General features: G+C 44.3%; 24 protein-coding genes. 19 read left to right on the forward strand and 5 right to left on the reverse strand.

The annotated features are described in order from the left end of the window. Positions 1–8: 8 nt before the first annotated feature. Together ABDD94_RS06855 and ABDD94_RS06860 are read right to left on the reverse strand one after the other, a co-directional pair. A complete protein-coding gene (locus tag ABDD94_RS06855; protein WP_345955213.1) occupies positions 9–1,379 on the reverse strand; it encodes a RagB/SusD family nutrient uptake outer membrane protein in 1,371 nt (456 codons plus the stop codon). A gap of 4 nt (positions 1,380–1,383) precedes the next feature. Then, positions 1,384–4,686, reverse strand: a complete 3,303-nt coding sequence (locus ABDD94_RS06860; RefSeq protein ID WP_345955214.1) for a SusC/RagA family TonB-linked outer membrane protein — start codon at positions 4,684–4,686, stop codon at positions 1,384–1,386. 431 nt (positions 4,687–5,117) lie between these two features. Between ABDD94_RS06860 and ABDD94_RS06865 the strand changes: the two genes are divergently transcribed. The 4 genes from ABDD94_RS06865 to ABDD94_RS06880 all read left to right on the forward strand — a co-directional run bounded on the left by ABDD94_RS06865 (position 5,118) and on the right by ABDD94_RS06880 (position 6,649). Then, positions 5,118–5,507, forward strand: coding sequence for a helix-turn-helix transcriptional regulator (locus ABDD94_RS06865; RefSeq protein ID WP_345955215.1), 390 nt, complete (start codon positions 5,118–5,120; stop codon positions 5,505–5,507). A gap of 32 nt (positions 5,508–5,539) precedes the next feature. Then, positions 5,540–5,947, forward strand: coding sequence for a helix-turn-helix domain-containing protein (locus ABDD94_RS06870; protein ID WP_345955216.1), 408 nt, complete (start codon positions 5,540–5,542; stop codon positions 5,945–5,947). Between the two features lie 100 nt (positions 5,948–6,047). Next, positions 6,048–6,248: a hypothetical protein gene (locus ABDD94_RS06875; protein WP_345955217.1), complete on the forward strand. Its 201-nt coding sequence runs from the start codon at positions 6,048–6,050 to the stop codon at positions 6,246–6,248. Positions 6,249–6,250: 2 nt separating this feature from the next. Continuing rightward, entirely contained in the window at positions 6,251–6,649 is a 399-nt protein-coding gene (locus tag ABDD94_RS06880; protein WP_345955218.1) for a putative toxin-antitoxin system toxin component, PIN family, read from the forward strand. Positions 6,650–6,664: 15 nt separating this feature from the next. Here the strand turns inward: ABDD94_RS06880 and ABDD94_RS06885 are convergent, their stop codons facing one another. After that, positions 6,665–7,315, reverse strand: coding sequence for a TetR/AcrR family transcriptional regulator (locus ABDD94_RS06885; RefSeq protein ID WP_345955219.1), 651 nt, complete (start codon positions 7,313–7,315; stop codon positions 6,665–6,667). 2 nt (positions 7,316–7,317) lie between these two features. Continuing rightward, the gene (locus ABDD94_RS06890) at positions 7,318–8,598 is read right to left on the reverse strand and encodes an aminotransferase class I/II-fold pyridoxal phosphate-dependent enzyme (RefSeq protein WP_345955220.1); all 1,281 of its coding nucleotides are present in this window, start codon (positions 8,596–8,598) and stop codon (positions 7,318–7,320) included. Between the two features lie 714 nt (positions 8,599–9,312). Here ABDD94_RS06890 and ABDD94_RS06895 point away from each other — a divergent pair. The 9 genes from ABDD94_RS06895 (at position 9,313) to ABDD94_RS06935 (ending at position 14,476) form a co-directional block, all read left to right on the forward strand. Further along, positions 9,313–10,221 carry a toprim domain-containing protein gene (locus ABDD94_RS06895; protein ID WP_345955221.1) on the forward strand — a complete coding sequence of 303 codons (909 nt, stop codon included), beginning with the start codon at positions 9,313–9,315 and terminating at the stop codon, positions 10,219–10,221. Positions 10,222–10,389: 168 nt separating this feature from the next. After that, positions 10,390–10,800 carry a plasmid mobilization relaxosome protein MobC gene (mobC, locus tag ABDD94_RS06900; protein WP_345955222.1) on the forward strand — a complete coding sequence of 137 codons (411 nt, stop codon included), beginning with the start codon at positions 10,390–10,392 and terminating at the stop codon, positions 10,798–10,800. A 167-nt stretch (positions 10,801–10,967) separates the two neighbouring features. Next, a complete protein-coding gene (locus ABDD94_RS06905) occupies positions 10,968–12,251 on the forward strand; it encodes a relaxase/mobilization nuclease domain-containing protein (RefSeq protein ID WP_345955223.1) in 1,284 nt (427 codons plus the stop codon). 17 nt (positions 12,252–12,268) lie between these two features. After that, positions 12,269–12,898, forward strand: a complete 630-nt coding sequence (locus tag ABDD94_RS06910) for a ParA family protein (protein ID WP_345955224.1) — start codon at positions 12,269–12,271, stop codon at positions 12,896–12,898. Further along, on the forward strand, positions 12,895–13,230 hold the full coding sequence (locus tag ABDD94_RS06915; RefSeq protein ID WP_345955225.1) for a hypothetical protein: 336 nt from the start codon (positions 12,895–12,897) through the stop codon (positions 13,228–13,230). Before ABDD94_RS06910 ends, ABDD94_RS06915 begins: the two co-directional genes overlap by 4 nt. Beyond that, a complete protein-coding gene (locus tag ABDD94_RS06920; protein WP_345955226.1) occupies positions 13,227–13,490 on the forward strand; it encodes a hypothetical protein in 264 nt (87 codons plus the stop codon). Before ABDD94_RS06915 ends, ABDD94_RS06920 begins: the two co-directional genes overlap by 4 nt. Next, entirely contained in the window at positions 13,487–13,780 is a 294-nt protein-coding gene (locus tag ABDD94_RS06925) for a hypothetical protein (protein ID WP_345955227.1), read from the forward strand. Before ABDD94_RS06920 ends, ABDD94_RS06925 begins: the two co-directional genes overlap by 4 nt. Position 13,781: 1 nt before the next feature. Next, the gene (locus tag ABDD94_RS06930; protein ID WP_345955228.1) at positions 13,782–14,075 is read left to right on the forward strand and encodes a DUF4134 family protein; all 294 of its coding nucleotides are present in this window, start codon (positions 13,782–13,784) and stop codon (positions 14,073–14,075) included. A gap of 92 nt (positions 14,076–14,167) precedes the next feature. After that, a complete protein-coding gene (locus ABDD94_RS06935; protein ID WP_091151819.1) occupies positions 14,168–14,476 on the forward strand; it encodes a DUF4134 domain-containing protein in 309 nt (102 codons plus the stop codon). Positions 14,477–14,595: 119 nt separating this feature from the next. On the opposite strand, the gene ABDD94_RS06940 is transcribed toward ABDD94_RS06935, so the two are convergent. Next, positions 14,596–14,787 (reverse strand): hypothetical protein, encoded by a 192-nt coding sequence (locus tag ABDD94_RS06940; RefSeq protein WP_345955229.1) that lies wholly within the window; start codon positions 14,785–14,787, stop codon positions 14,596–14,598. On the opposite strand from ABDD94_RS06940, the gene ABDD94_RS06945 reads away from it, so the two are divergent. Genes ABDD94_RS06945 through ABDD94_RS06970 form a run of 6 tightly spaced genes read left to right on the forward strand, consistent with a single transcriptional unit; the run spans position 14,762 to position 21,451 of the window. Next, positions 14,762–17,560 carry a DUF87 domain-containing protein gene (locus tag ABDD94_RS06945; RefSeq protein WP_345955230.1) on the forward strand — a complete coding sequence of 933 codons (2,799 nt, stop codon included), beginning with the start codon at positions 14,762–14,764 and terminating at the stop codon, positions 17,558–17,560. The genes ABDD94_RS06940 and ABDD94_RS06945 overlap by 26 nt on opposite strands. Continuing rightward, complete coding sequence (locus ABDD94_RS06950) at positions 17,511–18,179, forward strand: hypothetical protein (protein ID WP_345955231.1); 669 nt, start codon at positions 17,511–17,513, stop codon at positions 18,177–18,179. The genes ABDD94_RS06945 and ABDD94_RS06950 overlap by 50 nt, the downstream gene beginning before the upstream one ends. Continuing rightward, positions 18,176–18,844, forward strand: a complete 669-nt coding sequence (locus tag ABDD94_RS06955) for a hypothetical protein (RefSeq protein WP_345955232.1) — start codon at positions 18,176–18,178, stop codon at positions 18,842–18,844. Before ABDD94_RS06950 ends, ABDD94_RS06955 begins: the two co-directional genes overlap by 4 nt. After that, positions 18,841–19,512, forward strand: coding sequence for a hypothetical protein (locus tag ABDD94_RS06960; RefSeq protein WP_345955233.1), 672 nt, complete (start codon positions 18,841–18,843; stop codon positions 19,510–19,512). Before ABDD94_RS06955 ends, ABDD94_RS06960 begins: the two co-directional genes overlap by 4 nt. Then, positions 19,509–20,288: a hypothetical protein gene (locus ABDD94_RS06965; RefSeq protein ID WP_345955234.1), complete on the forward strand. Its 780-nt coding sequence runs from the start codon at positions 19,509–19,511 to the stop codon at positions 20,286–20,288. The genes ABDD94_RS06960 and ABDD94_RS06965 overlap by 4 nt, the downstream gene beginning before the upstream one ends. Further along, entirely contained in the window at positions 20,288–21,451 is a 1,164-nt protein-coding gene (locus ABDD94_RS06970; protein ID WP_345955235.1) for a plasmid transfer protein, read from the forward strand. Before ABDD94_RS06965 ends, ABDD94_RS06970 begins: the two co-directional genes overlap by 1 nt. The last annotated feature ends 14 nt before the right edge of the window (positions 21,452–21,465 follow it).

The raw sequence follows: 21,465 nt of genomic DNA on the forward strand, positions 1-21,465 counted from the left end.
TGTTGAGTTTACCGGGGGTTTTGTTGGATGCCGCTGTTACTGATCTCATTATCCGGGATAGGCATCGCATAGCGTGGATCATTGGGCGGCAAAGTATAAGTAGTTCCATTATAAGTCCGCGTCAAAGTGATGGCGAAACGTGTCTCTTTATTCAATCGTCGTAGATCAGTCCACCGGAGTCCCCTGAACAACAGCTCTTTCCGTCTTTCGGACAAAATCGCCGTCAATGCCTGATCCGGCGAATTGGCGGTATAGGCGATAAATGTGCCCGATTTCCACCGTGTGGCGAGCAATGTGTTTAAATCCTTTAAGGCCCCACTGGTGTTTCCGGCCCTGGCATTGCATTCCGCACGGATCAGATATACTTCGTCCGTTGCTATACCGCTGTAGTTACTATATTGCAGGTCATATGTTCCCGAGAAATAAGGCAGCGCACCGTTCAAAACAAAACAGGCCGTTTTCCTCAGATCGTTGGCCGCATAGGATTTGTATAATGTTGAGTCAGCGATTCCCACATAATTCGGAAAGGTCAGATCCCACCCTTGCTGAGACGTATGGAAAATATCATCCGATAAAAGGGATGTATTGATAGCATATGGTGTCGGGTTTAAGGTATTATAATCCGTTAAGGTGTTAAACTGGTTAAGGCAGGCATCGGCATGTTGGAGCGCCATAGGATAATTTGCCATCGCCAGGTAGGCCCGCGCCAGCAATGCATTTGCCGCCGGTTGGGATGGCAGGGTTTGGTATTTCGCTTTTAAAGGCAATAAGGGAAGTGCGGTTTGCAGATCGGCAATGATTTGGTCGTAGCATTGCTGCACAGTTGCCCGGACTGACTTTATATTTAAATCTGAGGTTAAACGCAATGGAATGCCTAAATCAACCGATGCTGTTTTCACATCGTAAGGCATCGCAAATGTTTGGACAAGGTTATAAAACGCCATCGATCTGAAAAACAGTGCGCTTCCTTTGATTTGGTTTGCTTCGGCAACCTGTGTAGGGCTGGTTGAAATTTTGGGTAAATAATCAAGGATCGTATTGGCATGATACACCTGTTGGTATGGCACACTCCAGTCATTGACGTTTTGCCCAACGTTGTAAAGCTGTTTGGCCCATATGTACCCATTCCGGTCTGTAATGTCTTCATTATTTAAGATGTCAGAAGTTACGTAATAATCATCCGAGGCAAGTTCGCCTAAGCCAGGATCACCGGTATTGAAAATATTCTGATCATTCAGAATATTTTCAAGGTCTTTTAAAGTAGATGGTACAAATAGCGCCTGATTGGGCTTGGCATTCAGGAAATCATCCTGTTTTTTACAACTAACCATTAAGAGGCAGGCGGCTATTATTAATATGGCGTAAATGTTCTTTTTCATGTGATTAAAAGTTAGCTTTAAAACCGAATGCGTAAGTTCTTGGTAACGGGTAGGCGGAAAGTGACGAGCCGATCACCAGATCAGGGTCTAAATGATCCTTGTTGGCCCGCCAAAGGATGCCTATATTATCTAAATAGCCATAAAAGGAAATATGTGCAAAAGGCAGGTGCCTGAATTTTGATTTATCCAGTTCATAGCTTAACCTGATATCCTTTAACCGGATGTTATTGCCTTTATCGACCAATGCGGACGAGTACTGGTAAAATGCATCCCGGTCAGTTGTATATGGAGGCAGTTGAAAGGAGGGCACATTGGTATTACCTTCATCACCGGGCTTTTGCCATCTGAGAAAGTAATCCGAGTTACCCTGCCAGGGCAGGTTGGAAGACGTATAAGAGTTTCTTCTGAAATAGTAATTAAACTCGTAGCTGAGGTTTACTGAAAGAGATAATTCCCTGTAAGAGAAGTTATTTCTGAATGCGCCAAAGGTCGTCGGCCTTGCCGGGCCATTATACTCCATTTCCTTTAACGAGGTTTTAGATAAAATTGAAGAATAATCGGTACTTACCTGGCCGTTGAGATAACCCTGCGGATCACCAGAATCATGCGTCAGTCCCGCCCATTTATAACTGTAAATGCCATAAAGGGCTTTGCCTACTAAAGGATTTAAGGCGCTCGCATTGCTCAGCTGGATAAAGTTGTTTGGGCTGATCGTTGCATCATATTTAGTGACCTTGTCTAAAACATAAGAAAATAACAAATTGCTTGTCCATGAAAAATTGGGTGTTCGCAGATTACGGCTGTTAATGACAATATCGATTCCATGCCCTTTAATATCTGCCGTATTGCCAAAAAAGGTATTTAACCCGGTTGAGGGAGCCAAAGGGGAATTGCCAAACAGATCATGCCCTGACTTTAAGTAGTATTCTACGCTGCCGGTAATCATTTGATTTTTAAAACCATAGTCGACAGCTAAATTGATCATCCGGTCTTTTTCCCACCGCAATTCAGGATTACCAGGATTAGCGATGAAGTCATAAGGATTGCCGTTAGGATAAGAGTTGAAATTTGCCGGAAACTGGCGGAGCGTCGTAACCGCAGTTGCATTGGTATTGATATTGCCGTTATAGCCGTAGGTCGCCCTTATTTTTAAATACGGCAGCCATCCGACATGATAGAAATTCTCCCTGCTGGCTTCCCATGCTATTCCCGCTGAATAGAGCGGGACTGCCTTTTGGTTGGTATTTACGCCAAAAAGGTTTGATTTGTCGATCCGGCCACTTAACGAAAAAGTGTATTTGCTATCATAGGTGTAAGCCGCGTTGCTGTAATAGGAAATAAAATTATTGGTTGTCTTGCCGTAAGCTAAAGTCGTTGGAATGGTGGCGGAGCCATTAGGATTAAGCGGATAGCTTGTCGCGTAATTGATATTCGCGTTGCTGATCTCTGTACTCTTATCGTACCCGTAAGCTGTGTTTGCATCAGATTTGGCAATGGCCTGGCTTATTTCAAATCCCGCAATGGCTGTGACCTGATTCTTGTCGTTCCAGTCATTGTTATAATTCAACTGTCCCCGGCCCTGTTGGGAGATCAAAAAGCTATCCGAAGTCTGTAATACGCCGCCAACCGGTATCGGTGTATTTAAATTCCCTGAAGCATCAACGGTTGAATAGGTATTGATCAGATTACGGGCATAGTAAGTGTTTGAGTTGTAATAGTCGTTAAGATTTAAGGACGAATTCTGATATTGGTATTTAAGATCGGCGCTGAAGTTCTTTAAAAACTTATAGTTCACACCAAAATTTATCCGGTTGTCCAGAGATTTAGAATTATTGTCTGCATTTTCCAATTCCTGCAAAGGATTGTAAATCCAGTTAAGGAACTTACCATTGCCAGTAGAGTAAACATAATCGGATGAATAATCGTGAATGATAGAAAGACCGCTACCATTATCGGCAGCGAGTCTGGCATAAGGGTAAATAGTATTTTTACTGGTTGTTATGATTGAACCAACCGGACTGTTATTCTTTGCGTCAGTTTTTATCAGATTGTAACCAATGTTAATGGTCAGGTTTTTTACCGGGTTAAAGTTATAAAACGAGTTGAGCGTGATCCGGTTATTCGAATTACCGACCTGGGATGCTAAACTGTTATCCTCACCCAAAGAAAAATAATAATCGCTTTGTTCGTTTCCCCCGGAAAAGCTTAGGGCGTACTGTTGCGTTATGGCATGCCTGTAAAAATATTTAGTAAGATCATTGCGTACATCATTGTTCCTGAAGGCGTTAATTTGCGCGGTGGCATCGGATACCGATATAGTACCGGCTTTTTGCGCCGCAAGAATTTGCACAACAGGAGAAACGGCTTTATAACCGGTACTCAGGTCGCTGTTATATGCGCCTGCGTCAAATAGCTGTTGTTCTAAATCTATAAAAGTACCGGACGGGAGAAAATTAGGGTTGTAGTAAAGGTTGGGTTTCTCACTTAGGGTAATATTCGCATTCAGGTCGATCTTCAGTGCCCCGCTTCGTTTCCCTTTCTTTGTTGTAATTACAATTACGCCGTTCCCTGAGCGAACGCCCCAAATGGAGGCGGCTGCCGCGTCTTTTAACACCGTTACGCTTTGGATATCATTCGGATTTAAATTGGACAGATCGCCATTATAGGGAAATCCATCTATAACGACCAAAGGCTGATTATTGGCAAACAAGGTGCTTATTCCGCGTATGCTGATGTCGCTTTGACCAGCCTGACCGTTGACAGTATTCCTATTAAAAAGCAAACCCGGAACTACACCATCCAGCCTGCTCAGTACATCGCCACTAACCCTGCGGGAAATTAACGTTGAGTCCAGCTGGACAAAAGAACCGGTGGCCCTTTCTTTAGGCAGAGTCTGATAGCCGGTCGATACCAAAACTTCTTTCAGCATGGCAGTTTCGGGATTGATCAAAAATCGTAGTGGCTGGTGGTCTCCGCGGCCGAACCTTATTTGGGTCGTCTTAAAACCGATGTAAGAAATTACCAAATACCCACTGGTATCTGCTGTGTTAAGCTTAAATCTGCCATTCACGTCAGCCGAGGCTTTATTGTTGGATTTAACGTCCAATATCGTTGCGCCGGGTAACGGTTTCTGATCTTCTGCAGATAGCACTGTCCCTGTGATCGTAAAACCATTTACCTGCTGGCCATCAGACCGGGTAGCTAAAAAGGACATAAATAATGGCAACAAAAGCAGGGGAATTTTGGCTTTTATATATTTAAAGTAGGGACATAGCAATGCCACTACGCTTTGAGGCGTTGTTTTCATTTAAAATTAATTGCAGAATTAGCGGATCGGTCAATTAAGGCATAAAAAGACGGCAACCGTTGCAGGGATTAACTATTAACTGATTCAGGTTGCCGCCGCCCTTTAGTCATTCCGGTGAACAGATGACATTTTTGATCGGGTCTTGTAAGGGGAAGGAATAACCTCTGCCTCGCGCAAAGGGTTTAACCAGGTATTCATTAGCCGTTTGAATATTAACTGGAGAAAAGGATATTTTAGACGCAACAGCGAATGCAAACCGGCAGTTAACTCGACGGTTAAGTACTGCTTTTTGTTGGTCGGCGCTATTGACTATATTGCACATATTTAATTGTCCGAATTAACTCAATTTTCCCTATGAAGGGAAAATTATTCGGTTGACCTTTACTTTATTCAATTTGATTTTTACTAACTTTAAAGCATAAAATTTTCTGATGGAAGAAGCCATATTTAACAAGAAGCCATTAAGCATAGGACAGAAAGTCGAGCGTATTAGAACATTCAGGGGGTATAAGCAAGAATACCTTGCGAGCAAACTCGGTGTTTCGCAACAAACTGTTTCCAAAATTGAGCAACAAGAGGAAATCGAAGACGATTTATTGAAGCAAATCGCTGAGGCTTTGGGTGTAACCCCGGAGGTAATTAAGAATTTTGACGAAGATAAGATTACCTATATAATCAATCATCAATACAATATCTATAACAATGAAATTAAGGACAATGCGACAAATAATTTTGTTTTTAATCCCATTGAAAAGATTGCGGAATTATATGAGCGCCTGTTAAAAACTGAACGGGAAAAAAATGAACTTTTAAAAAAATAAGTAATCAAATCTGATTCTATTGAATATCTCACATGGAAACTACTGCTAAAGGAAAACTTTTACATATTGGACGAAAAATTGAAAGAGTTCGCAAATTACGGGGTCTGACCCAAGAAGATGTGGGAACTGGATTGGGAATTACCAAACAAGCAGTATCCAAATTGGAGCAAAGCGAGTCGATTGAAGAAGAAAGATTAGAACAAATTGCCAACGTTTTAGGGGTTACTTTAGAGGGTTTAAAACGCTTTAACGATGAAAACGTATTAAATAATTCGCATAATTTCTACGACAGCAGTTCTGTTACACATTCATCAATAAATAATGGCTACGAGTTTACCATCATCAATAATCCTGTCGAAAAAATTATAGAACTTTACGAGAGCTTGCTAAAAGTTGAGCGTGAAAAAATCGAAATTTTAAGAAATAAAAATAGTGACTAACATTGCCCGAGGTTGAAACTGTACGATAGATTTTAGATTGTTGCTTAAATATTGCAAAAATTCGGTTATTAAATTATTGAAAATCGTTAAATTTGTTACTATGGAAACCTTACTGATAAATGTTCCCGAGCAAAAAAGCTCATTAGTAAAGCAACTGTTAAAAGAGCTGGGCGTAACAATAGAAAACAAGACTAAAGCTCGCCAATTGGCCGAGGAAATCAACAAAAGCGTTAAGTCCGGTCCAAAACCTGATCTTGATGAAATCGTTGCGGAGATTAATACCTTTCGGTCTGGACAATAATCATGATTGTTGTTATTGACTGTAATATTTGGATTACTTTATCCATTAATGGCCAGATAGATTTTATTGCCGATTTGTCAGACAACGGAATTATCGTAGCTACGTGCTCTACGTTAAGAAATGAAATTACAAATGTTTTAGGTAGACCAAAACTGGCTAAATTCCTTTCACCAAGCACCATCTTAAAAGTCGTTGATTTACACGATACAGTAACCACTATTTATCCTATTGGAAAAATTGAGCATGTTGTCGCTGATCTTAAAGATAATTACCTGTTTACATTATCTGAAACATCAAAAGCTGACTACCTTATAACAGGAGACAAATTGTTATTAGAGGTGAGGAAGCATAAGAAAACAACAGTAATTACCTTGGCTGACTTCAGAATAATTGCCCAATAATTTAAAATGCCATATCTAATTTTCTTGCAGCTTAGCCCGCCTGTAGGTATCGGAAAGGATATTGCCAATTGCATTTTTTATGCGATCAAATCCTGCTTCAGTATTAATATCAATTTCGCAAAATAAGCTGTCATTAGATTTGGCATGCAAAACCATGTAATAAATGCCACCTACAAGCAAACCAGCTACCGCCCGTAAATCTGCTTTTTCTTGATTTAATTCCTTATCAGCCAATTCAAAAAATTGACTCCCGACCTGCTCGCGAGTTTCTGCAACTTCAAACATAATCTGGCTCCTTTCACTTATCTGCCAAAGGATTATTTTTTGCATTTCTTCATTATTGTAGAAATGCTCTAACTGGCTTACTAAAATGGACTCTAATAATTTACAAGTTCCTGACCCATTATTCTGTTCTAATAATTGATCTGCACCGTTAGATGCACCTGCAAAATAGTCTTTGCTTCTTACATATTTTTCAATCAGATTATCAACACTACCAAAATAGAAATAGATCAGTCGCTTATTTAAGCCAGCCGCTTTAGCAATGTTTGTTGGGCCAAGTCCGGCGTATCCCTTTTCTTTTATTACACATCCAACCGCTTCTAATAATCGATGCATGGAGCGTTCTTTGTCATTGGTTTCTCCCTGGTATCTTTTTTTGGTCATTATCATTCCCTTTTTGTTAAGGAAATATGCAACTTTTGATCCACATATTCAAATGCATTTAACGCTTTATCCAAATGTTCGCGCGTATGCGTTGCCATCAGACTTGTTCTGATTCTTGCTTTTTTCTTTGCAACACCCGGATAAACAATAGTATTGGCATATACTCCGGCTTTCAATAGCAACCGGCCAGCATCACCTGTTTTGTGTGCATCCCCAATCTTCACAGGTATAATTGGCGATTCTGTATTACCTATATCCATTTTCAAATCCAATAAGCCTTTTTTGAAATAAGCAACGTTGTCAGCAAGCATACTTCGCCATTTTGGTTCTTCGTCGATAAGATCAATAGCTTTTAGCAGGCCGGCTGCAGCCGGTGTGGATGTTGAAGAAAACACTTGTTGCCGTGATTGAAATTTTAAGAAATTAATAATTTGGGGATCAGCGACTATAAAACCACCAATATGCCCAAATGCCTTACTAAGAGTTCCGGCTATTATATCAACTTTATCAGTCAAATTAAAAACTTCAATTGCTCCCCTGCCATTTTTTCCTAATACGCCTATCCCATGTGCGTCGTCAACCATTAGGAAACCACCATATTGTTTCGTTAATTTATATATTTCATCCATTTTCGCCAGATCTCCATCCTGTGAATAAACACCATCGATGATAACCAGTCTTGTCAAGTACTTATCTTGGGCATCCTTTAAAATCTTCTCTAATGCATAAAGGTCATTGTGTAAGAACATTTTTAAGTTTGTTTCTCTGCAACCCTCATAGACGCTTGCGTGAACAGCCATATCCAAAATAGCAATGTCTTTATCTTTTAACAAGGCTAAAAGGCTTGCACTGTTTGCGGTATAACCCGTTGTGTAAATTAATGCAGAGTCTTCACTTCTGTTGAAAAAGCCGGATATTTTGCGCTGTAGCATTTCATGATAATCATGGTGTCCACCAATTAACGGCGATGCACCTGCGCCCGTTCCATATTTCTCTATACCCTGAATTGCTGCCAATTTGACTTTAGGATGCTGCGTGAAATTCAAATAATCATTGGATACCAGGCTTACACATTTTTGAGGAGACTTATTAAACGGTGAGGTTACCCACATTTCAGGCCCACATCCTTTCTTACTGGTCATAAAGCGGAAATTCATTTGGCCGCTTTCTCCCATATAGTTTGTAAATTCCTGAAATACCTCAGCTCTTTGGAACGCATTTAAATCAGGGATGTTTTCAAAATCTTTAAAGCTTGCTTTTAAAAAGTTAATGTTTGTTTTCATAGTATAAGAATTTAAGATGTTTGTCAAGGCAATTTACAAATTTAACCACATAGGGAAATTTACAACCTATGGTTTTAACTGTATGTTTTACAATTAAATGACAGTGATTGACTTTTTAGGTAACGGTCGAAAAATACTTTACGCTAAGTATTCAATGGAATTTTACCAAACATGTTAGGAATTGAATTTTACAAAATCTTTTACTAAACGATTTGTATTAATATTTGCCCCAATTTATAAGACAGGGCTGATTTTTTGCATAAGAGAAAATGATTTTAGTGGATCATCAACCGCAAAATATTTCAGTATCGCAAGTCTTCTATCCAATCCCGGGATGAGGTTGATTATTTCTTTATTCTTATTAATGAGGAAAATGGTTAACCAGGATTGCCCTATACCTTATTGAAAATCAAATAATTGATAATTATTTAAGGGTCCGACCCTTAAAGGAACCCGGTAAAAATCTGCACTCTCCGAACCTTTGTACCGTCGATCAGGCAAGAACAAGTTATCCTAATTCTACGGTCTTTGACATCGGGGAACGAAGCATTATCCACCTAAGAAATGGAAATTTTGCGAAGCTGAGATAGTATCAATAAAGCGAACGCGCCTTGGCAGCCGGGAGGCCGTATTGTAGAATACGACGTGAGTAGTTCCGAACAACATATTAATAACCTGAAGGGGCCTCGTGCCCCTTTTTTTATGCCCGAAATTATGGAAAAACAACCACTAAAAGCCAGCGAGATCAAAGAAAATTATTCCCTTGTTGACCTGTTAACACACCTGGGCTATGAGCCGGTCAAGCGCATACACAATGAACAGCTTTATTTGAGTATGCTGCGCGATTCGGACACGACACCCTCCTTTTCGGTCAATGATAAGCAGGGTACCTGGTTCGATTTCGGCGAAGGCAAAGGCGGCAACATTATAGATTTTGGTTTGCAATATTGGAAAGGCTTGCCTTTTCCCGAAGTATTGGAAAAGATCGTGTTGACCTGCGGCGGTTTAGTTCCGGTCTTAGGTCCCCAGATTTATAAAAGACAGCCGTCGGCTGAAAAAGAACCTAATTATGAAATCCTTGATATTAAAAACCTCGGCAGCAATGCCGCCATCCTGAATTACCTGGAAAGCCGGGGTGTCGGTCAGGTGGCGGAAGGCAGGCTCAAAGAAATATATTATTACGTTGAGGATGAAGATAAAAAGCGGAATAATTTCTTTGCTGCAGGCTGGCAAAACGAACATGGTGCCTGGGAAATCCGCAACCTGAATTTCAAAGGCTGCCTCGGCCATAAGGCGATCAGCTTTATTCCAAATTCGGAAAAGAAGCTGGCGGTGTTCGAAGGTTTTTTTAATTACCTGAGCTGGCTCACAGAAAACCCATTCGCAGCGGACAGCGTGCTCGTTCTGAACTCCCTTTCTTTGCTTCAGGCAGGAATATTTAAAGCTCAGGATTTCCGGGACATTGCGCTCTACCTGGACAATGACCAATCAGGACGGCAGGCCACGCTTGATTTTACGTCTGCACTACCCTGGGCCAAAGATCGCGCCGGTATATATAGAGGCTATAATGATTACAACGATCTGATCGTCGCTGGGCGAACCAACTATGAGCTAAACCGATGAAAAACGAACAAGTTCCCTTTTGGTTTTTCCCCTTGCAAGATGTGCTCCTGTCCGACAAAAAACCGCTCCGCTCGTTTTTTGCCAGCCAGTCGCAATCTTGCCCTGGACTTCGCTCCGTACCTGCGCGAAGACCAGGGAGTATCGTAAACTCGCAACTCGTTTACTCTGATGAATGGTAGAGGCAGAACAAAGGGAAGGCCGCAAATGCTGGCCGGTAAAAGGAACAAAAAGATTGATGCCCGCTTTACCGAAGATGAATATGCTATCATCTGCAAATTGGAGAAAACATTAGGCGTGACCAAAACAGAGCTGGTCAGGCAGCGGCTGTTAAGCAATGCCGGTTTGCTGGTCGTGAATGCAAAGGAACTGATTGTTTTACTGGATCAGGTGGGTGCCGAGATGGGACGCTGCGGCAGTAACATTAACCAGCTGGCAAAATATGCAAATATCCTGAAAAAGCGAGGTATGTTATCGCCTGTCGTGATCGAGCGGTTTAATGTTTTGTTTGAGCAATACCTCAAAAATCAACAAGCATTGGATGCCAGCCTTCGCAAAGTATTCCGGATGACCGGAGCTTAGTTCGGTGGGAACTTGATTGCTGCGAATTTGTTCACAACGAATTTGGTTGGAGCGAATTTGTTTGCACTGCACTTATTCAGTCCGAATTTGTTTTAAGTGAACTTGTTCGCAGTGAGTTTGTGCGCAGTGAAATAGTTCTGAATACACAAGTTCACTTAAAACAAATTATGATCGTTCATATCCTGCCGCCTGCCGGTGGCTTTCCCGCTGTTAGCTATAATACTGATAAGGTTGATGCAAATAAGGGCGAGTTGATGAATGTGGCGAACTTTGGCGCTTTGCAGGGCCTAATGAACGTGCGCCCGGAGGATTACAAAAATCACCTGGCAATGGTATCGGCTACGAATAAGCATGTAAAGCGGCCGCAGTTCCATGTGGTTATTTCAGCAGAAGGCCGCACTTATGACAAGAAAGAGCTGACCGCCATAGGCGAGGAATGGCTGGCGCAGATGGGTTATGAAAAACAACCCTACCTGATCATTTTTCATAAGGATACCGCCAATAACCACGTCCATTTGGTGACAGCGCGCATCGACCGCACTGGTAAAAAGATCAGCGACCGCTTTGAAAAGATACGGGCAGTGGAGACATTGAACCGCGTTTTGGGTATTGATGCCAAACATAACGCTAAAAGCGATATTGAAAATGCGCTGGCCTTCCGGTTTGCCACTGAAGCGCAGTTTCGGATGATCCTGGAAAGCAAGGGCTATGTATTGCGGGAACGGGACGGGCTTTACGAGGTGATCAAATTCGGAAAGTTACAGGAAACCATCAACCGAAATTTGGTCACGCAAAGACTGAACAAGGATGCCGATCAGCAGCGAAAGGTACAATTAAAGGCCTGGTTCCATAAATATTCAGCCGCTCATGATACCTCTTTAGTGAAAGGGCGAAAAGGGTACCAGTCTGAATTTGACGCTATTATGAAAGTCAGATTCGGGGTCGAATTGATATTTCACGCTTCCGGCAATAAGCCGCCTTATGGCTATTCCGTGATCGATCATTCCGGTAAAAATATCTTCAAGGGTGGTGAGATCATGCCTTTAAAGGAATTATTGGTCATGCACGTTACAGAAAGTGCTCAAAAAGAAAAGCCACGGGTTCGTTACGAAAATAACACGAACCAACTGAACTACTATGCCGCATTATTAAAAGCGGCGATGTACAATTACCCTGATCTGACTCAGGGTTTACAGCATCAGGGCCTGATCATAATTAAAAACGAAAATGGCTTTACCCTCCATGATCCGGCAGCCGGTGTATTCATCAACACTGATGAACTGCTAAATGAAAAGCAGCAGCAGGTGTTAACCAATCACTTTAGCACCGAACAACCGCAACGACAGCATCCGGCTATTCCCGGTATCAACCTGGCATCAGACGTAGACGATGATGCGGTATTAGGGATGAAGCGCCGTCGAAAGAAAAAAGCAAGAACTAATCTCCGCTGACAATTAAAACAAATCTTATGGTCATTATTATCGGGAACCAGAAAGGCGGTGCCGGAAAGAGCACGCTCACACTTTTGCTGGCCAATTACCTAACACAAACCAAAAAGTGCAAGGTCACGGTGCTGGACATGGATTACCAGCAGTCGATCTCCCAAAAATTCGAGAAAGCAAAAATACTGGAGAATGCCGAGCCTTACGAAGTATTGGCATTTGGGCTGGCAGACTTTCCAATGATGGCGGACACCATCAGGGATAATCCAAAGGACATTGTGCTGATCGACCTGCCGGGTAAACTGGATGATGATGGGCTTATCGGCGTCTTTAAAGCAGCCCAGGTAGCGATTTGTCCATTTGCCTATGATGAGTTCAGCTTTGATTCAACGATCCCTTTTGCTTTGGTACTGAAGAAGATTAACCCGGAGGTGCATTTATTATTTGTCCCCAACCGCATTAAGGCCAATGTGAAGTACGAGATCAAGGTAGATGTGAACGAACAATTGAACCATTTGGGGCATGTGACCGAGGCTATTGCCGACCGTATCGATTTTCAGCGCACCAACACTTTCCAGACGCCAATCAACGTGCAGGCGCTTTTGCTGCCGGTTTTCGACAGGGTTTTTAAAGACTTTATCCAACCTTATTTATGAGCGAGATCAAAACGCTGGCCGACCAGTTAAGGAGTAAAATGGCCAAACCGGACACGCCGGAAAAGCCGGTAAAAGTGGTTAAACCCAAATCAGCAAAGCCGCCGGACATCCCGGAGATCGTTTCATTGATGCGCGGTCTGGATGTCAGCGCGAACAAGACACTGATCCATGCAAGAGTGGATGCGCAAACTGCGCAAATGATCCATCACCTGAAAATCGCCACCGGCATAGAGGTGACGCGCCTGATCTGCTTTTCTATAAGGCAGCTATTCGAGCAGAACCCCGAACTCAAATCATTAATCAAAGCACACTTAGCCAACTTCGAGCTATGAACCCAAAAATCCTTCGCCAGCAGCGCGACCCAGCCTTCAATGAGATATTAGACCAAATCAGGGCCTATGATAACAGCGACCATCACAGCGTCGTGCACATCAGGCTCGATGAATACACGGTCGTAATCCTCAATCAGCTGAAGCTGGCCACAGGCATTGACATTACCAAGGTAATGGCCTTTGCCATCAGCGACCTGTTGAAACAGCACCCGGAACTGCGGCTGGCTATTGACCAATTCTTAAAACAACTCAAAACATGAACTGGACCCATTTTTTACTTTGGCTGGCTGGCGGGTATGGCCTTTACTATTTAATCGTCATCCTGACAGACCTGGCGCATAGCAAACGGCAGGACGTAGCCAGCGGAAATCCGCATGAACTGACCTTTACCGAACAGGTCACGCCGGTTCAGCTGGCGGCCCAGGCTGTACAGCCAACAAAATCCCCCATCAAAAGTGAAGTGATCGGTTCCGGTGGGATACCGATCACCGATCTCTTTCGCCTGGCCAAACAGGAAGCCATCATCTATACACGCTCTGTCAGCTTCTAATATGAAAGCATTTTTATTGACTTTTTGCTGCTGCCTGCTGGCATTGGGCGCAAGCGCGCAGCCTGGCATTTCGGAAATGCAGCAGGCGCAGCAAAATTTAAGATCGACTTTCTTTTCCGCGATGGACTGTTCGCTGGTGCTCGCCGCCGTGTTTGGCATTATCGGCGCAGTGCGTATTTACCATAACTGGCAAATGGGCCACCCGCGTATCGACGAGCAGGTTGCCGCCTGGTTTTTTGCCGCCTTTTTCATGGTGCTGGCAGGTGCTTTCCTGCGCGGCGTATTCGGCCTCTAAATTCTTTAATACCCCTCCATAACCCCGGCGGTTCTTCCGATAAATCGGGAGGCCGCCTTTTTTTATTCCACTCAATTTTTAATACCCCTACAATGAACAAAATCAAAAAAATGTGGGCCACAGCCGTGGTCCTTGCCCTGGGCACGGCATCCGCCTTTGCCCAGAACGGTGTTACCGGCCTGAACTCTGCTACCACCTCCTTAAAAACCTATGTCGCCCCGGTGACCAATGTCACGCTGGTCATTGGCGGTATCGTCGGTATTGTCGGCGCTATCCGCGTCTATTCTAAATGGAACAGTGGAGATCAGGACATCAATAAGGAGTTGATGGGTTGGGGAGGAAGCTGCGTTTTCCTCGTGGTTTCAGCCGTTGTGATCAAAGCCTTTTTTGGCCTCACCTAATGGCCAGGCAATTCCAGGTATACAAGGGGCTCCAAAGGCCCCTCGTATACCGTGGGTTTAAAGGCAAGTTTATCTATTGGGGTGTCGGCTCTTTACTGGCCGGCCTGGTATTGGGCGCATTAACAATGGCGCTGGTCAATATGTGGCTGGGCCTGATCGTCCTTATCGCCGCCGTTGCAGGCGGGCTTGTCTTTATCGCCGCTAAACAGAAACAAGGCCTCCATATCAAAGCCCGCCCGACGGGCATATTCATTCACCAGGTCAACTTCAAAAATCTCTCCCGTTATGGCCGGAAAACAAGTCTTTAACATTCCCTATATCGGTATCGACCATTATAATGGTATCGATATTTTAGTCGGTGCAGGCGGTGAATGTTCGGTGGTTATTCAAATCACTAACCCAGTTACCCGCTTCTCGGCTGCCTCTGCGGCTTACGATGAGTTCCACGCGCTGATGATAAACGTGGTCAAGATCATGGGCGATGGGTATTTACTGCAAAAATCAGATGTGATCAGTAAAGAGGAATACCCGCTCAAAGATGGCGGCGAGTATTTGCAGCAGAAATATAATGAACATTTTGCCGGGCGCGATTATATCAGGGTCAATACTTATATCACACTGACCCGCCAGGTACGCAAGGGTGCTTTTTATGTTTTTGATAAAAAGATGCTGCGGGATTTCAGCCAGCAGTTGGACAAGGTCATGGACATTTTGGTTGCCGCAAAGACGGCACCTGTGATCCTGATAGAACAGCAGCTCAATTTACTGATCATGCAGTTCCTGGCGATGGATTTTAAGCCGGAGCATATCGTGCTCAACAACTTCGCGCCGAACGATACCGAGATCAAAATGGGTGATCGCGCTATCCGCAATATCCCGCTGATCAATATCGATAACGTGGATTTGCCGCCATCGGTAAGTACGCACATCGAAATGAATGAAAAGGAAACGTTGCGGGGTTTCCCGGTGGATTTCCTTTCGTTCCTGTTCCGGGTGCCCGATTTCGAGGTAATCCTGTTTAACCAGGTCATTGATATACCCAGCCAGTTCATGACGCTCAAAAAGCTGGAACTGAAAAAGAAGCGGCACTCCGGCATACCAGACCCGGCAAATACTTTATGTGTCGAGGACATTGATTTGCTATTAAATGATGTGGCACGGGAGAACCAGTTATTGGTCAACTGCCATTTTAATATTGTGCTGGCAGCACAGCAGGACAAAATACAGAAAGCGGCCAATTTTATTGAAAGCGCCTTATTTGGCTTGGGTATTATGGCCAGCAAGAATGGCTATAACCAACTGGAACTTTACCGCTGCGCCCTGCCGGGTAATGCGGTGGAACTGAAAGATTACGACTGGTTCCTGACCACCTGCGATGCCGCTGTTTGTTTCTTTCTGAAAGAATCGATGCCGCTCGACGAGCCCTCCGATTTTTTGGTACGCTTTACGGATCGGCAGGGCGTACCGGTAGGTATTGACGTAGCCGATCTCCCGATGCGGACGAACAGGATCAATAACCGGAACAAGTTCGTGTTGGGCCCCAGCGGTTCTGGTAAATCCTTCTTCATGAATAGCCTGATCGAACAGTATATGCTGTTCAATATGGATATGGTCATTGTGGACACCGGCCATTCTTATTCCGGCTTATGCGCTTATTACAAGGGCAAGTACATTACCTATACTGATAAAAAGCCGATCACGATGAACCCCTTCCAGATTACCGTGGAAGAATTCAATATTGAGAAAAAGGATTTCCTGATCACACTGGTCGGCCTGCTTTGGAAAGGTGCCGATGGTACTTTCAGCCAGGTGGAGCGGGATGTGATTAGCAATGTGATCAATGCCTTTTACCTGCAATACTTTGAGCAGGGAGAACTGCCCCCGATCTCCAAAAAGGACCAATTCGCCATCCGCAAAAAAGTACTGGAAGAAATGAAAGGCGGTAGCGGCATTCTGCCATTTGCTGATTTTGAAATTGAAGTGCTGGACAATGATCTGGCCGGTGAACTGTCGCGCGATGACCAGGTTTTGATAGATGGCCTGACCCATTCCGGCGATACGCTGACACCGAACGAAGCCAATCCATTCCGCGTGGCCTATGATGAAAAGTTTCACCAGGCCGTTAAGGAAGAACAGTTGCGCCGCCTGAAAGCCGAGGGCAAGCCGCATATCGAACACTTAAACTTCAACAGTTTTTATGAATTCGCGCTCTGGAAGATCCCGGAGATCAAGCAGGAAGAACGCATTCCGTTCGATGTGGATGAGTTTCGCTATGTATTGAAGAAGTTTTATAAGGGCGGCGAATTTGCACAGATCCTGAACGAAGCGACAGACTCATCGCTGTTCACCGAGCGCTTCATCGTCTATGAAATTGACGCCGTGAAGGAAAATCGGGTTCTATTTCCAATCGTTACGCTGGCGATAATGGATGTATTCATTCAGAAGATGCGTTTCAGGACATCACGCCGAAAGGCTTTGGTCGTCGAAGAGGCATGGAAAGCGATTGCAAGCCCTTTAATGGCTTCCTACCTTTTATACCTCTACAAAACAGTCAGAAAGTTTTGGGGAGAAGCCATTGTGGTTACCCAGGAATTGGGCGATATCATTGGTAACGCGGTAGTTAAAGACAGCATTATTAATAATTCAGATACCATCTGCCTGCTTGACCAGACCAAGTTTAAAGATAATTATAACGAGATCGCCGCCCTGTTATCGATAAATGAAACTGAGCGAAAAAAGATATTTTCTATTAACCAGTTGGAGAATACCGATGGACGCGGGCGCTTTAAAGAAGTGTATATCCGGCGCGGTGCGGTTGGCGAGGTCTATGGCGTAGAGGTCAGCCTGCACCAGTATTTGACTTTCTCCACGGAGAAGCCGGAGAAATCGGCACTCGAAGTTTACATCGAATATTTTGGCAGGTATCAGCACGCGTTAGACCTTTTTGTCAATGATTTTCACGCCAGTAAACTGTCCCTCGCACAGTTTGTCAGCCATATTAATCAAATCGATCATCCTTTTTTCTATGACATCTATGAAGATAACATTAATGCTCCTTATCCTCCCGCCAGTATTGCTGTGTAAAGCCGTGTTCGGTCAGGAAATCGTCGTTGACCCGGCGACTTCGGCAGCTATTGCGGTCAACAGCGCCGTGATCAACGGCCAGTTAAATACAACTAATAATAATCTAAGTGCGATCCAAAAAGGCCAATTGGCCGTGACCGGGCAACTGGTTATTGTCAATGACCTCCAAAACAAGATTTATACCGGCCTGAGCCAGGTAGCTTCGGTTATTAATAACCTCACCTCCATCAAAGAGATCGCCAGTTGCGGAACTGATATTGTAAATGATGTGGGCCAGGCAATAACCATCGCCAAATCTGATCCGGTACTTCTATTGTTTGCCGAGGAAGGCGCGCGTGAATTTCAAACGCGCGCCGTAACACTTGCCTCGGATGTCAGCGCTTTTGTGCTCAAAGGCGGAAATAATATGATGGATGCAGGCGAACGCGGCAAGCTGCTCAACCATATTGAGAGCGAAATGCAGATCCTGCGCGGCATTGCTTACGGTATGGGACGCGCGATGTACTGGGCGAAAATGCGCGGGATATGGGCTTCGATCAATCCCTGGGCCGAATGGAAGAACATGGATGTCCAGATCGCAAATGATGTAGTAAACAACGCCAAATACTTAAAGAAATGAAGTTATTTATAGTATTGCTGCTTTCAGCTTTTTGCTTTTCCCTTTCCGCATCCGCACAGCAAAGCACCCTCGACATTGCAGGCATCCACCAATTGATCGATCAGTCCAAGTCGGAACATTCACAGCAGGTCAAGGCACGGAACAACCAGGCGACAGTTACGGCCAATGAGCAGGCGAATTTAACGCTGCTTACTAAGATGAAGAATATGTACCGCACCCTACAAAACAGGTACAATACTTTAGGAACGGCCATTAACATTGCGGACATAGGAATTTACGCGGTGCCTGAAGTGAAGCAGATCGTAAGCTACCAGGCGCAAATCATCAGTCTGGTGGAAAAGAACCCGGCACTTGCATTTTTGGGTTATCAAACAGAGATTGAGTTTGTCGAAAAAGCACAGGGGCTGATCGGTTATGTGACAGGACTGACCTTGTCGATTGGCGATGTCAACCAGATGAAGGCTTCAGACCGGAAACTGTTATTTGATTACGTGCTTATGCAGCTATCTGAAATACAGGAACTATCCGGCAACCTCGTCACTACGCTAACCTATTCCAGCCTGAACTCCCTGCTGCGTTCCATCAACCCATTTCAGAATTATATCGATCAGGATAAAAACGTCGCTGAAAGTATTATTCAAAACGCCAGATACCTCAAACAATGAAAAAGCTATTTCTTTTATTCCTTTCGGCTTTCGCCTTTTACCTTTCGCCTTGCTCCGCACAGCAATACGTTTTCGACCCGAAATATTTCGCTTCCGTCGAAGCTAATCAGGCGGTTCGCAGCAGCGCAGAAGAAACCCACAATCAGTATTTGGGCAAGATCAACAATAACATTGAAGACCTCAATACCAACGTAGGTTCGGTAGTGCTGGCGCAAGAAATGATTTATAACGGTTTGTCCAATGTCAACTCCGCTTTAAAGGATGGCTTGGAGGTCAAATACATGGCGACCATTACCGCCGATATGATCAGTTATCTGAACCAGGCATTGGCTTTAGGCAAATCCGATCCTTACTTATTGTTATTTGCCACCAATATAGCCAACGAAATGAAGGTGCGGTCATTGGCGCTGGTCAGCGAGGTATCGACCTTCGTGCTGAAATCCGGCGATAATATACTGGCCGATTATAACGGACGCGACCAGCTATTGAAAAAGGTCACGACTACCTTACAGATTTTAGACGGTCTGGCCTATGGTGCCTGGCGCGCCATGTATTGGGCCAAACAGCGCTGCATTATCGCCACGATCAACCCCTGGCAGGACTTTATCAATAAGGACAAATACTTCGTCCAGCAAATTATTACTAACGCTAAATACCTCAAAGAATGAAAAAAATATTAATGCTTTTTGCCTTATGCTTTAGCCTGTTCGCAGCTAAAGCGCAATCCCTCATCAAGGATGATGCGGTGGATAACCAAAGCCAGCGCATGGTGTTCCAGCAATGGGACCAGAACAAGTTCTATCCCAAAGCGGGATTTTTAAGTTTGAACCCTTATTACTGGCTGGTTTGGGGACTGTTTGATCCGAATTACCATAAAACAGACATCCGGCCTTTGAGCGCCAATGGACAGCAAACACAGCGGCTGGCATTAGTGGCGACCATGAACGGTATCGATAACCGTTATAAGCTGCAATCCGATACGGCACGCAATACGGCGCTATCGCAAATAGCTTTGCAGTCGGGTTTGTTGTCAGATGCCGACCCCTTGTGGCTATTATATTATAAGCAGCAATTTAACCCCTTACTGAATTATACGCCGGTTTCCATTTTAGGGGGCTTGTCCCCGCAGGTAAGCGGCAAATTAGTATCCGAAGGACTTTACGGGTGGTACACCGGGGAACTGGATAAATTAAAGGAGAGGCTGAACGGCGCACGTTCCACCGATATGGATCGCGGTTCACGGATCATGGCTTATTACCGGATGCTGAACGATTACAAAAACCTTTCATCCGTTTGGGCGATACGGACCTCGACTGCACAAATGACTTTGGATATGGCCGCGCATCAGCAGGCCTTGCAAAAAGGCACGGTCATTATTCCCAACTGGACGCCGAACAGTGATGTGCAGATCGCCAACAAAATTATAATGAACGCTAAATACTGATGAAGAAGAAATTATCCATTTTATGCCTGCTGTTCACCCTTTGGGGAACGGCAGGCTTTGCCCAGACGGCTACCGTCGATACTGCCATCAGCCGAAAGTCACTGCAATACTTACAGGGAGATGCCGTCTATGAAAGCGGTGTTATGGTATTTTTAAAAGGCCTCAAAAATTCGATCTGGACACATTTCGATTTGTTCATATCGGATGCGCAGGCGCTGGCCGCGATTTTTATGATCATCTTTTTTGCCATTAAGAGTTACGAAATGATGGTGGGCGATAAGCGTATGGAGATCATGCCGCTGTTACGGCCTTTTGGTTTAGCGATGATCATTATCTGGTGGGGCGGGTTCGTTAAAATGATTGCTTTCCCTACGGATTTAGTTGCCCAGCAGACCGAGCAAATGTTTGACAGCGTGCAGAGCGATGTAGACGGTTTGCGCTTTACACGCGCTAACCTGATGCTTCAGGTTGCTAATTCACTCTATACCTTCCAGGCGCAGGCCGATGTTGCCGAAAAGGAAAGCGATACCTGGTACGGGCAGGCCTGGAACACCGTGACCAGTACGGTCAAACAGGGCATTGCCGATGTAGTGTCCCCACTATTGGAATTGAAGAACCGGCTTACTGTCGGGATGCAATTGCTTTTTACGCAGCTGTTGGAATTGCTCGGCATCTGGATTCTTAGGATAGCTGTGTACATAATTTTTATGATTCAAATTATCTATTCCTCGATCCTCATTATCCTCGGCCCGTTTTCGGTGGCGGTCAGTATTTTACCTGCTTTCCGCGATAGTTTCAGCACCTGGGTCGCCCGTTTTGTTTCGGTCAATTTGTATTCGGGGATCGCCTACCTAATCATGTATTTATGCGGACTGATGCAGCAATACGCGCTGACTTCCGAGATCAGTAAATACCAGGAACTCGTTGGCAAGACTGGTGCGCCCGCCGATATGGCTAAGCTGGCGGTTTTTGCCGGTAATGGAATTTTATCATTTGGTACCGTGATCATTGTTTTTGTCATCGGCGCGATCTGTATGTTTACCGTGCCCAGCATTTCTACCTGGATAATTTCTACATCAGGAATCAGCTCGGCAGCCTCCAATTTCGGCCGTGGTGCCAGTACAATGGCGGGAGCCACCCGCATCGTCGGCAGTTTCATCTAACCTTTTTTCCAACC

Source organism: Mucilaginibacter sp. PAMB04168 (assembly GCF_039634365.2).
In the GTDB taxonomy this organism is placed as follows: Bacteria; Bacteroidota; Bacteroidia; order Sphingobacteriales; family Sphingobacteriaceae; genus Mucilaginibacter.

Coding starts and splice junctions, on each gene's coding strand:
- ABDD94_RS06855 (WP_345955213.1), bottom strand. CDS start 1,379: ATGAAAAAGAACATTTACGCCATATTAATAATAGCCGCCTGCCTCTTA.
- ABDD94_RS06860 (WP_345955214.1), bottom strand. CDS start 4,686: ATGAAAACAACGCCTCAAAGCGTAGTGGCATTGCTATGTCCCTACTTT.
- ABDD94_RS06865 (WP_345955215.1), top strand. CDS start 5,118: ATGGAAGAAGCCATATTTAACAAGAAGCCATTAAGCATAGGACAGAAA.
- ABDD94_RS06870 (WP_345955216.1), top strand. CDS start 5,540: ATGGAAACTACTGCTAAAGGAAAACTTTTACATATTGGACGAAAAATT.
- ABDD94_RS06875 (WP_345955217.1), top strand. CDS start 6,048: ATGGAAACCTTACTGATAAATGTTCCCGAGCAAAAAAGCTCATTAGTA.
- ABDD94_RS06880 (WP_345955218.1), top strand. CDS start 6,251: ATGATTGTTGTTATTGACTGTAATATTTGGATTACTTTATCCATTAAT.
- ABDD94_RS06885 (WP_345955219.1), bottom strand. CDS start 7,315: ATGACCAAAAAAAGATACCAGGGAGAAACCAATGACAAAGAACGCTCC.
- ABDD94_RS06890 (WP_345955220.1), bottom strand. CDS start 8,598: ATGAAAACAAACATTAACTTTTTAAAAGCAAGCTTTAAAGATTTTGAA.
- ABDD94_RS06895 (WP_345955221.1), top strand. CDS start 9,313: ATGGAAAAACAACCACTAAAAGCCAGCGAGATCAAAGAAAATTATTCC.
- mobC (WP_345955222.1), top strand. CDS start 10,390: ATGAATGGTAGAGGCAGAACAAAGGGAAGGCCGCAAATGCTGGCCGGT.
- ABDD94_RS06905 (WP_345955223.1), top strand. CDS start 10,968: ATGATCGTTCATATCCTGCCGCCTGCCGGTGGCTTTCCCGCTGTTAGC.
- ABDD94_RS06910 (WP_345955224.1), top strand. CDS start 12,269: ATGGTCATTATTATCGGGAACCAGAAAGGCGGTGCCGGAAAGAGCACG.
- ABDD94_RS06915 (WP_345955225.1), top strand. CDS start 12,895: ATGAGCGAGATCAAAACGCTGGCCGACCAGTTAAGGAGTAAAATGGCC.
- ABDD94_RS06920 (WP_345955226.1), top strand. CDS start 13,227: ATGAACCCAAAAATCCTTCGCCAGCAGCGCGACCCAGCCTTCAATGAG.
- ABDD94_RS06925 (WP_345955227.1), top strand. CDS start 13,487: ATGAACTGGACCCATTTTTTACTTTGGCTGGCTGGCGGGTATGGCCTT.
- ABDD94_RS06930 (WP_345955228.1), top strand. CDS start 13,782: ATGAAAGCATTTTTATTGACTTTTTGCTGCTGCCTGCTGGCATTGGGC.
- ABDD94_RS06935 (WP_091151819.1), top strand. CDS start 14,168: ATGAACAAAATCAAAAAAATGTGGGCCACAGCCGTGGTCCTTGCCCTG.
- ABDD94_RS06945 (WP_345955230.1), top strand. CDS start 14,762: ATGGCCGGAAAACAAGTCTTTAACATTCCCTATATCGGTATCGACCAT.
- ABDD94_RS06940 (WP_345955229.1), bottom strand. CDS start 14,787: ATGTTAAAGACTTGTTTTCCGGCCATAACGGGAGAGATTTTTGAAGTT.
- ABDD94_RS06950 (WP_345955231.1), top strand. CDS start 17,511: ATGAAGATAACATTAATGCTCCTTATCCTCCCGCCAGTATTGCTGTGT.
- ABDD94_RS06955 (WP_345955232.1), top strand. CDS start 18,176: ATGAAGTTATTTATAGTATTGCTGCTTTCAGCTTTTTGCTTTTCCCTT.
- ABDD94_RS06960 (WP_345955233.1), top strand. CDS start 18,841: ATGAAAAAGCTATTTCTTTTATTCCTTTCGGCTTTCGCCTTTTACCTT.
- ABDD94_RS06965 (WP_345955234.1), top strand. CDS start 19,509: ATGAAAAAAATATTAATGCTTTTTGCCTTATGCTTTAGCCTGTTCGCA.
- ABDD94_RS06970 (WP_345955235.1), top strand. CDS start 20,288: ATGAAGAAGAAATTATCCATTTTATGCCTGCTGTTCACCCTTTGGGGA.